Genomic DNA, 14,572 nt, shown 5'->3' on the forward strand with positions numbered 1-14,572 from the left:
GAACTGTAGCATCAGGAGTAGTATCAAAGATTATTGACTAATCCTTTGGATTAACAGACAAATCTTAATAAATAAAATTAGAGGGAGTTTATGCTCCCTCTTTTTTCTTGCAAACTTATAAAACAACTTATGGCTAGAATTAAATATTAAAGTATAAAATAGTAATGAAAAGTTTTTGAATAATTATGAATTAATATAAAGCTTGAATATAAAACTTATATTAATTCATATACTTCCTTTATGAATTAACATTAATTGAAAACGAATTCTTACAAAAATTAAAAATAATTAATCTAAAATGCATAATATAATGAATTTAAATAAAAAAGTTTTTATAGTTATATTAATTATTTAGTCATGCTTAAGAAGATTAAGATGAAAATAAAATAAAAAATAATTTTATTAAAAAAACATATTGACATAGTAAAGCGTTAGATGTATACTTCTAGTATACAAGAAATTGTTTTCATATTAATGAGAGGAGAGGTATACTTGAAACTAACAAAAGACCAACAAGATTTATTAGATGGTAAATATGGCGAAGGTGCTCAACTTGCAATGAAAGTACAAGTTGCAATTGGAGAATCTTTTGGAGCAAAAAGAATGGTTCCAATTACTAGGGCCCATGTTGCACTAAGTAATCAAGATGCAGATTTATGGTTAGCGGAAAAAATGGTTAATTTAGGAGCTCGTTGTAGAGTTTCTCCAACTGTAAATCCAGGATGGGGGATACCATATTTTAAAGAGAGAGGTATGGGTGATAAAGAAGATTATGAAATGATGCAAAGAACTCATGAAGCCTATAAGAAGCTAGGAGCTACATTATCTTATAATTGCACGCCATATATAGATACTAACGTACCAAATTTTGGTGAAATCACTGCATTTTCAGAATCTAGTGCGACACCATACGTTAACTCTGTTTGGGGAGCAAGATCAAATAGGGAAGGAGCTAACTCTGCATTATTTGCAGCAATAACTGGATATGTTCCTGAATATGGACTATTACTAGATGAAAACAGAAAGGGAACAATACTAGTTGAAGTGAAGGCTGACATGAAAAACGACTATGATTATCATATGTTGGGAATGTGTGGTAAAAAAATAGGACATGGAATACCGGTATTTGTTGGACTACCTGAACATATTAGTAAAGAAGCCTTAAGAAATCTAGGGGCTCAACTAAATACATCAGGTGCATATGATATGTACCATATTGTAGGATTTACACCAGAGGCTCAGACATTGGAAATGGCATTTGGTGGAAAAGAACCTGAGAGAAAAGTTACAATAACAAATGAGGACTTTGAAGAAGTATTAGAAAATATTTCTCTAGAAGGAGAAAGAGAAATAGATTTTGCAATGTTTGGATGTCCACACTTTACTCTAGATGAAGTTAGACATATCTCAGAAAGAATTGATGGTAGAAAGCTAGAAAAAGATATGTGGATATTAGTATCATCTCATGTAAAACATCTTTGTGACATAATGGGTTATTCTGAAGATATGGAAAAGCTCGGAGCACATATAGTTCCAAGTACATGTCCAGATCAACCTATTTGGAAGTTCCTTAAAGGAAAAGTAGGTGTGACAGAATCTCCAAAATGTGCATATTATCCTAAGAGAAGAGGGATTGATTTCGTAATAAGAGACTTAGATACTTGTGTTGATGCAGCTTTAACAGGGAGGGTTAAATAATGAGTAAAGTTTATAAATGCCATAAAATTTCTGACGGAAAAGTAGAAGCAGAGGTAACTATTTCGAAAGATCCGATAATGTTTTATTTGCTAGAACCTGAAACAGGAAAGATGATTGAACCAAATCATGATTTCACAGGTAGGAGTATGTCAGGGAAAATACTAGTTTTCCCTTCTGGAAAAGGAAGTTCTGTTGTTCAAGCGGATGGATTATTTCAATTAATGAAGTATAAAAATCAACCTGCTGGTATGATTGTTGAATATCCAGAAACCGTTCTAGTAACGAGTGCGATAGTTTTCGAGATTCCATTAGTTGATAAAGTTGATCCTCAATTTTATAAGGATATTAAAGAGGGAGACAGAATAGTCATTGATGCTACAAATGAAGAAATTACAATTTTGTAAAAATAAGGAGTAAACTATGAAAAAATTATATAAAGTGCTTGCTTTTTTATTCATCGCTTTAACTTTAGTTGCTTGCGGGAAAAAAGAGAAGTCAGAAAACACTGCTACTGCTGGAGATGCAGTTAAGCCAGCATCTGGAGATGTAGTAATAAAAATAGGTCACGTAGAACCTGAAAGTAGATCTACGCACAAAGCTTTAGTTAACTTTAAAAAGAATGTAGAAGAAAAAAGTAACGGAAAAATAGGAATTGAGATCTACCCTAATGGATCATTAGGTGGAGACGTTCAAATGACAGAATCCGTAGCTATGGGTACTTTACAATCTACACTACCTTCTACTTCTGTATTAACTACTTATTCTGAAGAATTTGGAATTTTGGATATGCCATATCTATTTTTAAATAGTGAATCAGCTTTTAATGCATTAGATGGAGAAGTTGGAGAATACTTCAACAAAAAGTTAGAAGAACAAGGAATTAAATGTCTAGGATATGTATATAACGGACCTAGATCTACAACTACAAACTCTGGTCCTATAGAAAAACCTGAAGATTTAAAGGGAGTAAAAATGAGAGTTATGGAAAGTCCAATTTTTATTGACTTTTACAAAACAATTGGAGCAAATCCTACACCTATGAGTTTTACTGAGTTATACACAGGTTTACAACAAGGAACTGTTGATGCACAAGAAAATCCTCCTTCTTTAACTTTTGCAAACAAGTTCTATGAAGTTCAAAAATATCAAACAATAGATGAACATGTTCATAACTTCTTGCCATTTTTAATTAATAAAAATGTTTTTGATTCTTTAGACAGTGAAATGCAAGAATTGCTAGAAAGTGAAGCAAAAGTTTTTGTAGAAGAACAAAGAGAAATGGAATTAGTAGATAATGAAAAAGCTATAAAAGACCTTGAAACAGAAGGAAAGCTTATTACTAATGTGTTAGATGATAATCAAAAGGTAGAGTTTAGAGAAGCAGTGCAACCAATGTACGATAAATATCAAAAACAATTTGGACAAGAACTATTTGAATTATGTGAAAAATATAATAAATAAAATTATACTTAGAAGAATTGGGATTCCCAATTCTTCTAAAAAGGAGTATATATTATGAGAAATGTGCTTAAAAAATTTAATAAAATAGAAGAAATAGTTTTAGTTTCCAGCTTAGTATTAAATGTGGTAATAGTTTTTATGCAAGTTATCATGAGATATTTTTTCAACACGTCGATAACTTGGTCTGAGGAATTATCGAGATACATATTTATATGGCAAGTATGGCTAGGAAGTAGCATAGCATTTGTAGATAATCAGCACATAAGGGTTGATTTGATATTTAGTATATTTAAGTCAGAAAAATCTCAAAGAGTAATACATTTGATTAATAATATTATCTGGTTTTCATTCAATGTGTTTTTAGTTTATGTTGGAGTAAAGTTATTGGGATCAATGAGTGCTAGGAATGCTTTATCTTCTGGTATGAGATTGCCTTTAGTTTATGTTTATGCCGCTCTCCCTGTTTCATCTTTTATTTTAGCAATAAGAATACTGCTGGATTCTATAGACTTAATTTCTGGTAAAAAAGTTTTAGTTACAGATAATTCGGATATAAGGGAGGTTTAATATGGAATCTATAGTATTATTTGGAGTTTTTTTTATACTATTAATTCTTGGTGTGCCCATAGGTTATGCAATAGGTATATCAACCTTAATAAATATAGTGGGATTTACAAGTATGCCAACTATGATGATTGCCCAAAACTCAGTTGCTGGAGTGGATTCATTTCCTCTTTTAGCGATACCATTTTTTATGCTAGCTGGTAATTTAATGAGTAGTGGAGGAATAGCTAAAAGGCTTGTAGATTTCTTTCAATCATTTATTGGTCATATTACAGGTGGGCTTGGGATGGTAACCATTGTAGTTTGTATGTTTTTTGCAGCTATTTCAGGTTCTGCTGTGGCAACTGTATCGGCTGTAGGTGCATTTATGATACCTCAGATGGTAGAGCATGGATATAGCAAAGGATTCTCTACAGCATTAACAGCTGCAGCAGGAACTATTGGGGTAATTATTCCACCGAGTGTTCCTTTTGTTATCTATGGGGTTGTATCAGGAGCCTCAATTACTCAAATGTTTACAGCAGGGTTTTTACCAGGAATATTAATGGGTGTAGCACTTATGATTGTTTGCTATATTGTTTCGAAAAAAAATGGATATAAGGGTAATGAGGAAAAGAAAAATATTAAAGAAATATTTAGTGCTTTTAAAGAAGCATTTTGGGCGATAATGTCGCCAGTTATAATCTTAGGTGGTATTTATGCTGGTATATTTACACCAACAGAAGCTGCAGTAGTTTCAGTTGTATATTCATTTATAATAGGCGTATTTGTGTATAAAGAGTTAAATCTAAAGGACGCTTATAAATCTTTCAGAGATGCTATCGTAGTTAATGGAGCAACAACATTCATGGTTGGTTTGTCTACAGCTTTTGCGGCATTACTTACTATGGAACAAATACCTCTAAAGATAGCAACATTTATTACATCACTAAGTGATAATGGTATTGTTATTTTAATTTTAATAAATATTTTCTTAATAATAGTTGGAATGTTTATTGATAATATACCAGGCACAATTATATTGACACCAATCTTGTTACCTATAGTTTTAAATTTGGGAATGAGCCCAATAACATTTGGTATAATGTTAACAATGAACTTAGCGATAGGATTTTGTACACCGCCATATGGGATTAATTTATTTGTGGCCACAGCCATATCAAAAGTAGGAATGAGTGTTCTTTCTAAAGAGATTATTAAATTTATTATTGCTCTTTTAATTGTTTTAATGCTTGTAACATTTGTTCCGGTTGTAACGACCGTATTTTTATAAAGGAGTAAGAAATGCTAGTTTGGATTATAGACGAAGAATGGACAGATTATGATTTAGAAAAAGAGTATCTACCAAAAGTATTTGAAAATGTTGATATTAGAATCTCTAATTACAATTATGAAGAAGATCTTAAAGAATTTGGATATAAAGCAGATGCGATTTTAGCGCAAGTGTATGCTGAAATACCAAGAAGTACCATAGAAAACCTTGAAAACTGTAAAGTTATTTCAACTTATGGTGGTGGATACGACAGAATTGATTTAGATGCGTGTAAAGAAAAAGGCATAAGAGTAACAAATATACAAGGTTATTGTGCTGAAGATTTAGCGGATTACACATTAGCTGCAATATATCATTTTAATAAAAAAATTCAATATTACGCAAACACATGCTTAGAAAATGTAAAAGCTGGGAAGTGGGGATCTCTTGTTATAGAGAAACCAACTCATAGATTATCAGAAGAGAACTTAGTTATTGTAGGATTTGGTGCAATAGGAAAGGCTATAGCTGATAAAGTTAAAGGAACTGGAATAAATATTTATGCAGTTGATGAGTTCTTGAGTGAAGCCGAAATAGAAAAATATGGAGTAAAGAAGCTTGACTGGGAAGAAGGCTTTAAAATGGCTGATTATATTAGTGTAAACCTTAAGGGTATTGATGCTAACAAAAATAAAATATCTATGAATGAGTTTAAATTAATGAAAAATACAGCCAGCATTATAAATACTTCTAGAGGAAAAGTTATTAATGAGTCTGATTTAATAGAAGCTGTTAGAAGTAAAGAAATAGCTGGGGCAATAGTAGATGTTATTACTAATGAGCCACCTAATGGAGATGAAGAAATATTTTTAGAAAAAAATATTTTGGTAACTCCTCATATATCCTACATCTCTATTGAATCAATGAAAGCATTGAAAGAGTTTGCATTGGGAAATTTAGAAGCAGTTTTAAAAGAAGAAGAACCAAGGGATCCAGTAATTTAAATTAAGATTGAAGATGACATCAATGGTAAAAGGAAATTATGTAAAAAAACAAACACTATCAGATAAAGCTTATTTTTATTTAAGAGATTTAATTGTTTCTGGTGATGTAAAAGGTGGGGAACTTTTAACTGAAAAAAAAATAGGGGAAAAACTTAATATGAGCAGAACCCCTGTTAAGAGAGCACTCACTAGACTAGAACAAGAAGGATATTTAAAAAGTGTTGATGGGGTTGGGAATATAGTTAGAGAATTATCGGTTAAAGATTTAGCTGACATATATGAACTTAGAATTGCTTTAGAAAAAATTGCAATAAAATCATCCATAAACAATATTTCTGACATGGAAATAAGTAAACTTGAAAATGATTTAAAAGATATCTTGGAAAAAAAACAAAACCTTGAGAGTATTTCTAGTGAGTATTTAATAAGAAAAGATGAAGAAATCCATATGTTAATTTTAGAAAATTCCACTAATGATTATATAAAAGGGATTTATTCAAATATTAAAAGTCAAATTGATAGATATCAGCAAGAAGCTTATACATTAACTGATACGACAGTTGAGAGCACGGAGTTTCACTTAGAGATACTTGATGCGATCAAAAGAAGAAACTTAGAAGAAACGACCAAAATTCTAGAAGAGCATTTGAAATGGTCATATGAGGTTCTAGTTAAAGAGTTTATAAAATTATAAAATTAAAAAAGTGTATATTAAAAAAACCAATTGGATTGGATGAACTCCTTGACTCAATACCATTGGTTTTTTTTATTGTCAGCAAAAACAATATTCCGTTTATTAAGATAAATGAAAATAAGGAATAAACTTTATAAAACAAATTATGAAGCATTTAATTTAGAAAAAATGTTATATCAATAAACATATCATTAAATATTCAATTTTTCTAATATAAATCACATAGCCATCTGTCTTTTCATTATTCTTTTCCAATTTATAAATCCATATAAATCATTAATTAAGAAAATAATAAAGCAAATTATTACAGGTATATAGCTTGAGTTTTCTATTGAGGCAAAAATCCATAAAAATATTAAAATTATATCATTACAAGCATATGCCATTGCATAAAAATGACTTCTTTTTAAAGTTAAATAAACGGCAAAAAAACTAGTTGCTATAGACACTGTGCTTAAAGCTAAATAAGATGTATTAAAGTAACTTAAAATGTAATAGAAAACAAATGTAACTAACATAGTCAAAAAAATTAAAATAATATAATCTTTTGCCTTTAACAAAGATATGGTTACTTCATTTTTATTACCTTTATAGGGGTTTTTAAGCCAAGCTATTAAGGAAAAAGTAGCCATTGGCATAGTCATGCCCAAGTAAGTAAACATTTCACCATAATAAGAAAAAGTATAGGAAATATATCCATACAATAAACTGAATAAAATCATCAGAAATTGTCCTATAGGATTACCCTTGGCACAAAAAATAAGTGATGTAACACCTATTAAAGATGCTATCAGTGATAGAACATCATCACCGAAAAATAAAGATGTGATAAAAATTACGGAGCATGAAAAAAACCATAATATTTTTTCGAATCTAGTAAAATAATTGTTTAAATGTCTAATAAATTTTTTCAAAAATATACTGAATACCTCCCTTATTAGATGTATACATGTAGTATAGCATTGAAATTAAACTTATTCAAATAAGTAAAGCTAGTGAATTTAAGTAAAAACTACTTATAACTTGCTACTAGTTGGATTTCTACTGGGGCGTTGCCAGGCAATGTCATCACCCCTATTGCGGCTCTTGGGGAGATTCCTTTTTCTCCAAGGACTTCAAAGAGATAGTTTGATCCAAGGTCTGCTATCTTTGAGTGGGCCGTGAAATCTTCTTCGGCGTTTACATAGACTGTCATGGAAATTATTTCTTCTAAGACTTCGCCACCTTCTAAGGTGTTATTTATTGCTGTCAAGGCATTTTTTGTTGCTTGGACTACTGCTTCCTTATAAAAAGAGATTTCCTTATCACTTGTGACTTTTCCTTCTAATATTAGTTTGCCGTCAAGTCTTGGGGTCATGCCTGCTGAGTAAATAAATCCCTTTGACTTCTTGGCTGGCAAGTATCTTCCTTGTGGTATTGGATTTTTTTCCATCTATATCACCTCTTCAACCATTATAGCAAGTCCTGCATCTATCTTCATGGAATTTTCTTTTAAATCCCTATATGTTAGAATGTTATGATGGAGGAATTATGAATATATACAAAGGATTAAATAAATACAAATTAAGAATTTTTGTGGTCATCCTCCTTACCTTTGGCAATGCTCTTGGGGAACTTTTCCTCCCAAAGCTAATGAGTCTTGTCATTGATAAGGGTGTGGCCTATGGAGACACCGATTATGTCTTAAGGATTGGTGGCATCATGATTATTGTGGTAATCTTCACTGTAATGTGCAGGGCATCTGCTGCCTACCATTCTTCCAAGACAACTATGGCCTTCTCCCGAGACCTCAGGTACAAACTATTTAAAAAGATAAATTATTTGAGTTTTGATGACGTGGAACATTTTTCTATTTCATCACTTATCACAAGGACAACTGATGACGTCAACCAAGTTGAGCAAATGGTCCTAATGGGACTTAGGCCTCTTATTAGGGGTCCACTTATGTTTATTGGTGGTCTCATCATGGCTCTTTCAACTAATGTAAAGTTGTCGGCAGTCTTCCCAATTACAATTCCCTTTATTGGGATTGGGATTTATTTTGTCTTCAAGAAGGGCCTTCCATATTTTCCAATTCTACAAAGAAGGCTCGACAAGTTAAATGAACTCTTCAGAAGAAGACTAACTGGACTTAGGGTTATAAGGGCCTTTTCAAAGGATGAATACGAAGAAGAAATTTTTGATGAAGCTAACATTTCTTATCAAGAAATGGCAACTAAGGTAAATAAACTTCTTGTAAATGTGAGACCAATGCTTGGGACAATTTTAAATTTTGGAATTATCTTTGTCCTCTATTTTGGTGCAAGGCTCATCGACATAAGAGAGATGGGGATTGGTGACCTAATGGCCTCTATCCAATACATCACCCAAGTCTTATCTGCCATGATAATGATGAGTTTTCTCTTGTCACTTCTTCCAAGGACCTTTGCTTCTATGGAGAGGATCAACGAAGTCTTGGAATATGAGTCTACAAAGACTGGTGGAGATAAAAAATTATCTGGTGACATTTATGAAATTGAGGCAAAAAATCTTTCCTTTGCCTATCCAGATGCCTCTCAAAGGGTTTTAAATGACATAAGTTTTGATGTCAAAAGTGGAGAGACCCTTGGCATCATTGGGGGAACTGGATCTGGTAAGTCAAGTCTTTTGAGGCTCCTATTACAATTTTATGAGCCAGGAGAGGGAGAACTTTTCTTAAATGGAATTGACATAAAAACTCTAAATAATTACCAGGTGAGGGACAAAATCTCCTATGTTCCTCAAGAAAACTTCTTTTTCTCAAAAACTGTTGCAGAAAACTTATCCTACTCCAAGGAAGATGCTGAGGCTGATAAAATGCTTGAGTCCCTAGAAAATGCTAGGGCAAAAGAATTTTTAGGTGAAAAGCCCTTAGAAAAGAAAATTTCTAGGGGTGGAAAGAACCTTTCTGGTGGCCAAAGGCAAAGACTTGCCATGGCAAGGGCTCTTACTCGTGATGCATCAGTATATCTCTTTGACGACTCCTTCTCGGCTCTTGATTACAAGACAGATTACGAACTTAGACAGCTTTTGAAGAAGAGTATTGAGGATAAAATTGTAATAGTTGTTGCCCAAAGGGTGGCGACAATACTAAATGCAGATAAGATTTTGGTCCTAGAAGATGGAAGGGTGGCAGGCTACGGCAACCACCAAGACTTAATGAAGACCAACGAAGTTTACAGGGAAATCGCAATTAGTCAGGGGCAAGCTTATGAAGAAGAATAACAACACAGTTTTAAGGATAATTTCATATTTAAAAGCCTATAAGTTCTTTCTCTTTCTAGCAATTTTTCTCACAATTGGTTCATCAATTTTTGAAATTATTTCTCCAAAACTCATGGGGAATATTACTACAAGGATTTTTGAAAACCTGAAGATGAACACAAGGATTGACTTCGACTATGTAATAAAAATTTGCATAACTCTTGGTGTAGTTTATCTACTACAAGGAGCCTTTGAGTTCTTCAGGGGTAGGATCTTAGTTGATGTGACCCAAGACTTAATTGCAAAGTTTAGGAGAGAAATTTCTGAAAAGGTAAAATATATTCCAACATCTTATTACGATAAAAATAAGACTGGAGACCTCTTGTCGAGGATGACAAACGATGTTGAGACCCTGGGTAAGAACTTGCAACAGACAATCTCTTCCATACTTTCTTCTATTGTATTAATAGTTGGAATCTTGACAGTGATGATAAAAATTTCGCCAACCCTTACCTTGGTCTTTTTATTCACACTGCCAATGACTTATTTTTCTACGAAATTTATTTCTAAAAAGTCTCAAGGATATTTTAGGAGAAAGTCACAGGGGCTTGGATCCATGGTTGGTTTCGTCGAAGAAAACTTCTCGGGTTCAGAACTCATCAAGGCCTTTAACTATGAAGGAAGGGCTGAGAGAGAATTCTTGGACATAAACGAAAACCTCTATGAAGTCAGCTACCGTGCTTCCTTTATGACGGGGATTATGATGCCAATTATGACCTTTATTTCCAACCTTGGTTATGTAATGCTTTCTATCGTCGGAGGACTCCTTGTCCTATCTGGCAAGTTGTTTGTTGGGGACATCCAGGCAGTTATCCAATATGTAAGAAGGTTGGCAAACCCAATTGAGCAGTTGGCAGAGATGGCTTCTATCTTCCAAGCATCTATTGCTGCAGCTGAAAGAATTTTTGAATTTCTTGACCAAGAGCCAGAAGAAGAAATTGTTACAGATGAAATCAAAAGGCCAGTTGAAGACATCGAGTTTGATAAAGTTTATTTTTCCTATGACAAAAAAACTCCTGTCATCAATAACTTAAATCTTCATGTTGAGAAAAATAAGACTGTTGCCATTGTTGGTTCTACTGGAGCCGGCAAGACAACTATTGTAAATCTTTTAATGAGGTTCTATGATATTGATAAGGGTAGTATTAATATAAACGGGATAAACATAAAAGACGTGTCGAGAAAAAACCTGAGGTCCCTCTTTGGTATGGTGCTTCAAGATTCTTGGCTCTTTAGGGGGACAATTTACGACAACATTCTCTATGGAAGACAAGATGCCACTAGGGAAGAAGTTATTGATGCAGCCAAAAAAGCCTACTGTCACTCCTTTATTGAGAAGCTTCCAAAGGGCTATGACACTGTCTTAAATGAAGAAGCTTCAAATATATCACAAGGACAAAGACAACTTCTTACAATTGCAAGGGCTCTCTTGTCAGATCCAGAAATTTTAATCTTAGACGAGGCAACTTCATCTGTTGATACCAGGACGGAGGCCCTTATACAAAAGGCCATGAAAAATCTTTTAAAGGAGAGGACAAACTTTGTCATTGCCCACAGACTTTCCACTATTGTCAACTCCGATGTGATTTTGGTCCTAGACAAGGGCGACATAGTGGAAAAGGGAAATCACAAGGAACTTCTTGCAAGAGATGGAATTTATGCAGAACTTTACAATTCACAGTTTAAAAACTAGGAGGAATTATGAAAGATTTTATTTTTAATGTAAGTACGAAAATTCTTTTTGGAAGGGACCAAATGGATAACTTGGCCTCTGAAATAAAAAAATACGGCTCAAGAGTTTTACTTGCCTATGGCGGAGGATCAATTAAGAAAAATGGTCTTTACGACGAAATTGTAAAGATTTTTGAAGAAAATGACATCTTCTACAAGGAACTTGCAGGCATAGAACCAAACCCAAGAGTTGATTCGGCAAGAGAGGGAGTTAAGATTGTAAGAGAAAACGACCTTGACTTCATCTTGGCAGTTGGTGGAGGATCTGTTATTGACCTTTCCAAGTTAGTTGCTGGGGCAGTTTTCCTCGATTGTGATCCATGGGATATTGTAATTAAAAAGGCAAAAATCGAAAAGGCCCTTCCTATTGGAACTATCCTTACACTTGCAGCAACAGGTTCAGAAATGGATGCTGGAGGAGTTATAACAAACCCAGAGACAAATCAAAAATTAGGCTTTGGATCAGCTTATACACTTCCAAAGTTCTCAATCATGAATCCAGAAACAACTTATTCTGTAAATGTTAAACACACAGCAGCAGGTGTAGCTGACATCATGAGCCACACAATGGAAAATTATTTCACACTTGGTGACAATGCTTATATGCAAAATAGACTTGCGGAAGGAATTCTAAAAACTTGTATCCACTACGGACCAATCGCCATGGAAGAACCAGAAAATTATGAAGCAAGATCAAATATTATGTGGGCTTCATCTTGGGCCATCAACGGACTTCTTTCAACAGGCAAGTCAACAGGCTGGTCAGTCCACGCAATGGAACACGAACTTTCTGCCTTCTATGACATAACTCATGGAATTGGACTTGCAATCTTGACACCAAGATTTTTAAAGCACATCTTAAATGATGAAACTGTTGATATGATTAGGGACTTTGGTATAAATGTATTTAACATCAGGCCATCAGATGACAAGATGAATGATGCCAAAAAGGCAATTGCTACTCTTCACATGTTTTTTGAAGATGACATGAATATACCAATGACACTTGGAGAAGTTGGAATAGATGATGAAAAGCTAGAAGAAATGGCTGAAGCAGCTGTGAAACACGCAGGTGGATCAATCAAGGGTGTAGTTGAACTTAATAAAGAGGACGTATTAGAAATTTATAAGGCTTCACTATAAGTTTGAAAATAAAAAATAAAACTATAAAGAAAAATTAAATAAAAATAAGCAAGAAAAAAGAGCTATGATTAATTTCATAGCTCTTTAATATTATACTTAAGCTTCTACTGAGTTTTCCCAAAGTCCATGGATGTTACAGTAGCTTAGTGCGTAAACTTCGCCGCCCTTGTCAGTCTTAACTGCTGTTTCAACACATGGAACTGTGAATAGGTCTGCTTCGCCGTGAGCAGCAAATTCATAAGAACCAACTTCAACTGGGAATTTTTCTCCTTCAGGTTTGAAGAATACTTTGATCCAAGCAATGTGGTGTTCTAATGTGTTAGGATGTTCAACTTCTTCTCCAACTAAAGCCTTGATCTTTAGAAGACCGTCAGCCTTTTCAACGTGGATTACAGGAACGTGTTTTTCAGTTTTCCAATCAGCGGTTTGTACTGTTTCAGTTAATTTCATTTTATTACCCCCAATAAATATTTTACAAATATATTATACCCCAATTAAATAAATTATCACATTGAATTTAATTTAAGGAAAAATATTTTCATATTTAGTATAATGGAAGCGAGGTGTAAAATGGAAAACATAAAATTAATCGCAACTACTAACATGGGTCTTGAAGCAGTTACAAAAAGAGAGCTACAAGACCTTGGATACAAGGACTTAGAAGTTAGCGATGGAAAAATAAAAATATCTTGCCAGCTAAAGGATATTGCCATTTTAAATTTAAGACTGAGAACGGCTGAGAGAGTCTTACTACTAATCGACTCCTTTAGGGCAGAAACCTTTGAAGAATTATTTGACAAGGTCTTCGAGATAAGGTGGTGGGACTACATCGCAGAAGAGGACCAGTTTATCATCCAAGGAAGGAGCAGGAAGTCAAAACTATTTTCTATCTCCGACTGCCAAAGAATTACAGAAAAGGCAATAATCGAAAAACTAAAGATGAAATACAAGGTGTCTTGGTTTGAAAAATCTGGCTCAAGAGTCAAAATTGAAGTGTCACTCCTAAATGACATTGCAGAAATTACCATGGACACATCAGGCGACGGACTCCACAAAAGAGGCTACAGAGAAGTGAACTACAAGGCACCACTCTCAGAGACAATTGCAGCCTCCCTTGTTAAATTAACTTTCTGGAACAAGGACAGGATTCTGGCAGACCCCTTCTGTGGATCAGGCACAATCCCTATAGAAGCAGCCATGATAGAAAAAAATATTGCCCCAGGACTTATGAGGGACTTCGACTTTGTTAACTTCAAATTTTTTGACGAAGAAATATTTAAAGAAGAAAAGAAAAAGTGCTACTCAGAGATAAAGTACGACGAAAAATTAGAAATTCTTGCATCAGATATATCCCACAAAGCAATTCAAATTGCAAGATCTAATGCAGAAATCCTGGGACTAGACGAAGACATTTCCTTCTTCCAAAAGGACATAAGGGAGTTGGATCTTCCAGACGATTATGGAATTATAATAACCAACCCACCTTATGGAGAGAGGATTGGCAAAGAAGATGTAGATCAGCTTAATAAGGAACTTGGCGAACTTGCAAGGTCTTTAAAGACTTGGTCCTACTATATAATTACAGCTAACGAAAACTTTGAGAAGAACTTTGGCAAAAAAGCTGACAGAAATAGAAAATTATACAACGGTAGACTAAAGACCTACTACTACCAATATTATGGTCCAAAGCCAAGAAGGTAATTGTTTAGTGGATTGTCATCTGTTATACTGAAAGCATTGACG

Annotated in this window: 14 protein-coding genes; 11 read left to right on the forward strand and 3 right to left on the reverse strand. The window is 33.7% G+C overall.

The window, feature by feature from the left end:
* Window positions 1-492 precede the first annotated feature (492 nt).
* Genes HMPREF3023_RS04930 through HMPREF3023_RS04960 form a run of 7 tightly spaced genes read left to right on the forward strand, consistent with a single transcriptional unit; the run spans window position 493 to window position 6,673 of the window.
* Complete coding sequence (locus tag HMPREF3023_RS04930; protein WP_070701339.1) at window positions 493-1,698, forward strand: aconitase X catalytic domain-containing protein; 1,206 nt, start codon at window positions 493-495, stop codon at window positions 1,696-1,698.
* Entirely contained in the window at window positions 1,698-2,102 is a 405-nt protein-coding gene (locus HMPREF3023_RS04935) for an aconitase X swivel domain-containing protein (protein WP_070701341.1), read from the forward strand. Before HMPREF3023_RS04930 ends, HMPREF3023_RS04935 begins: the two co-directional genes overlap by 1 nt.
* Before the next feature lie 16 nt (window positions 2,103-2,118).
* Window positions 2,119-3,159: a TRAP transporter substrate-binding protein gene (locus tag HMPREF3023_RS04940; protein WP_070701342.1), complete on the forward strand. Its 1,041-nt coding sequence runs from the start codon at window positions 2,119-2,121 to the stop codon at window positions 3,157-3,159.
* Between the two features lie 54 nt (window positions 3,160-3,213).
* The gene (locus tag HMPREF3023_RS04945) at window positions 3,214-3,726 is read left to right on the forward strand and encodes a TRAP transporter small permease (RefSeq protein WP_070701343.1); all 513 of its coding nucleotides are present in this window, start codon (window positions 3,214-3,216) and stop codon (window positions 3,724-3,726) included.
* A gap of 1 nt (window position 3,727) precedes the next feature.
* On the forward strand, window positions 3,728-4,996 hold the full coding sequence (locus HMPREF3023_RS04950) for a TRAP transporter large permease (RefSeq protein ID WP_070701344.1): 1,269 nt from the start codon (window positions 3,728-3,730) through the stop codon (window positions 4,994-4,996).
* Window positions 4,997-5,007: 11 nt separating this feature from the next.
* The gene (locus HMPREF3023_RS04955) at window positions 5,008-5,979 is read left to right on the forward strand and encodes a C-terminal binding protein (RefSeq protein WP_070701346.1); all 972 of its coding nucleotides are present in this window, start codon (window positions 5,008-5,010) and stop codon (window positions 5,977-5,979) included.
* Window positions 5,980-5,992: 13 nt separating this feature from the next.
* Complete coding sequence (locus tag HMPREF3023_RS04960) at window positions 5,993-6,673, forward strand: GntR family transcriptional regulator (RefSeq protein ID WP_210400912.1); 681 nt, start codon at window positions 5,993-5,995, stop codon at window positions 6,671-6,673.
* A 218-nt stretch (window positions 6,674-6,891) separates the two neighbouring features.
* On the opposite strand, the gene pnuC is transcribed toward HMPREF3023_RS04960, so the two are convergent.
* Window positions 6,892-7,587: a nicotinamide riboside transporter PnuC gene (gene pnuC, locus HMPREF3023_RS04965; protein WP_070701351.1), complete on the reverse strand. Its 696-nt coding sequence runs from the start codon at window positions 7,585-7,587 to the stop codon at window positions 6,892-6,894.
* Between the two features lie 98 nt (window positions 7,588-7,685).
* On the reverse strand, window positions 7,686-8,105 hold the full coding sequence (locus HMPREF3023_RS04970; protein WP_070701353.1) for a RidA family protein: 420 nt from the start codon (window positions 8,103-8,105) through the stop codon (window positions 7,686-7,688).
* Between the two features lie 98 nt (window positions 8,106-8,203).
* Between HMPREF3023_RS04970 and HMPREF3023_RS04975 the strand changes: the two genes are divergently transcribed.
* From HMPREF3023_RS04975 to HMPREF3023_RS04985, 3 genes are read left to right on the forward strand one after another with little or no spacing between them, the layout of a single operon-like run.
* Window positions 8,204-9,916: an ABC transporter ATP-binding protein gene (locus HMPREF3023_RS04975; protein ID WP_070701355.1), complete on the forward strand. Its 1,713-nt coding sequence runs from the start codon at window positions 8,204-8,206 to the stop codon at window positions 9,914-9,916.
* Window positions 9,903-11,648, forward strand: coding sequence for an ABC transporter ATP-binding protein (locus HMPREF3023_RS04980; RefSeq protein WP_070701357.1), 1,746 nt, complete (start codon window positions 9,903-9,905; stop codon window positions 11,646-11,648). The genes HMPREF3023_RS04975 and HMPREF3023_RS04980 overlap by 14 nt, the downstream gene beginning before the upstream one ends.
* Before the next feature lie 8 nt (window positions 11,649-11,656).
* The gene (locus tag HMPREF3023_RS04985; protein ID WP_070701358.1) at window positions 11,657-12,829 is read left to right on the forward strand and encodes an iron-containing alcohol dehydrogenase; all 1,173 of its coding nucleotides are present in this window, start codon (window positions 11,657-11,659) and stop codon (window positions 12,827-12,829) included.
* A 96-nt stretch (window positions 12,830-12,925) separates the two neighbouring features.
* On the opposite strand, the gene HMPREF3023_RS04990 is transcribed toward HMPREF3023_RS04985, so the two are convergent.
* The gene (locus HMPREF3023_RS04990) at window positions 12,926-13,279 is read right to left on the reverse strand and encodes a class II SORL domain-containing protein (protein ID WP_070701359.1); all 354 of its coding nucleotides are present in this window, start codon (window positions 13,277-13,279) and stop codon (window positions 12,926-12,928) included.
* A gap of 120 nt (window positions 13,280-13,399) precedes the next feature.
* On the opposite strand from HMPREF3023_RS04990, the gene HMPREF3023_RS04995 reads away from it, so the two are divergent.
* Entirely contained in the window at window positions 13,400-14,530 is a 1,131-nt protein-coding gene (locus HMPREF3023_RS04995) for a THUMP domain-containing class I SAM-dependent RNA methyltransferase (protein ID WP_070701360.1), read from the forward strand.
* Window positions 14,531-14,572: the final 42 nt, after the last annotated feature.

The organism is Peptoniphilus sp. HMSC075B08 (assembly GCF_001815405.1).
Lineage (GTDB): Bacteria > Bacillota > Clostridia > Tissierellales > Peptoniphilaceae > Peptoniphilus_A > Peptoniphilus_A harei.

Bases quoted from the DNA above. Each gene is read 5' to 3' on its own strand.
- HMPREF3023_RS04960 (WP_210400912.1), top strand. From the start codon at position 5,993: ATGACATCAATGGTAAAAGGAAATTATGTAAAAAAACAAACACTATCA.
- HMPREF3023_RS04990 (WP_070701359.1), bottom strand. From the start codon at position 13,279: ATGAAATTAACTGAAACAGTACAAACCGCTGATTGGAAAACTGAAAAA.
- HMPREF3023_RS04955 (WP_070701346.1), top strand. From the start codon at position 5,008: ATGCTAGTTTGGATTATAGACGAAGAATGGACAGATTATGATTTAGAA.
- HMPREF3023_RS04970 (WP_070701353.1), bottom strand. From the start codon at position 8,105: ATGGAAAAAAATCCAATACCACAAGGAAGATACTTGCCAGCCAAGAAG.
- HMPREF3023_RS04995 (WP_070701360.1), top strand. From the start codon at position 13,400: ATGGAAAACATAAAATTAATCGCAACTACTAACATGGGTCTTGAAGCA.
- HMPREF3023_RS04980 (WP_070701357.1), top strand. From the start codon at position 9,903: ATGAAGAAGAATAACAACACAGTTTTAAGGATAATTTCATATTTAAAA.
- HMPREF3023_RS04940 (WP_070701342.1), top strand. From the start codon at position 2,119: ATGAAAAAATTATATAAAGTGCTTGCTTTTTTATTCATCGCTTTAACT.
- HMPREF3023_RS04985 (WP_070701358.1), top strand. From the start codon at position 11,657: ATGAAAGATTTTATTTTTAATGTAAGTACGAAAATTCTTTTTGGAAGG.
- HMPREF3023_RS04975 (WP_070701355.1), top strand. From the start codon at position 8,204: ATGAATATATACAAAGGATTAAATAAATACAAATTAAGAATTTTTGTG.
- HMPREF3023_RS04950 (WP_070701344.1), top strand. From the start codon at position 3,728: ATGGAATCTATAGTATTATTTGGAGTTTTTTTTATACTATTAATTCTT.
- HMPREF3023_RS04935 (WP_070701341.1), top strand. From the start codon at position 1,698: ATGAGTAAAGTTTATAAATGCCATAAAATTTCTGACGGAAAAGTAGAA.
- HMPREF3023_RS04945 (WP_070701343.1), top strand. From the start codon at position 3,214: ATGAGAAATGTGCTTAAAAAATTTAATAAAATAGAAGAAATAGTTTTA.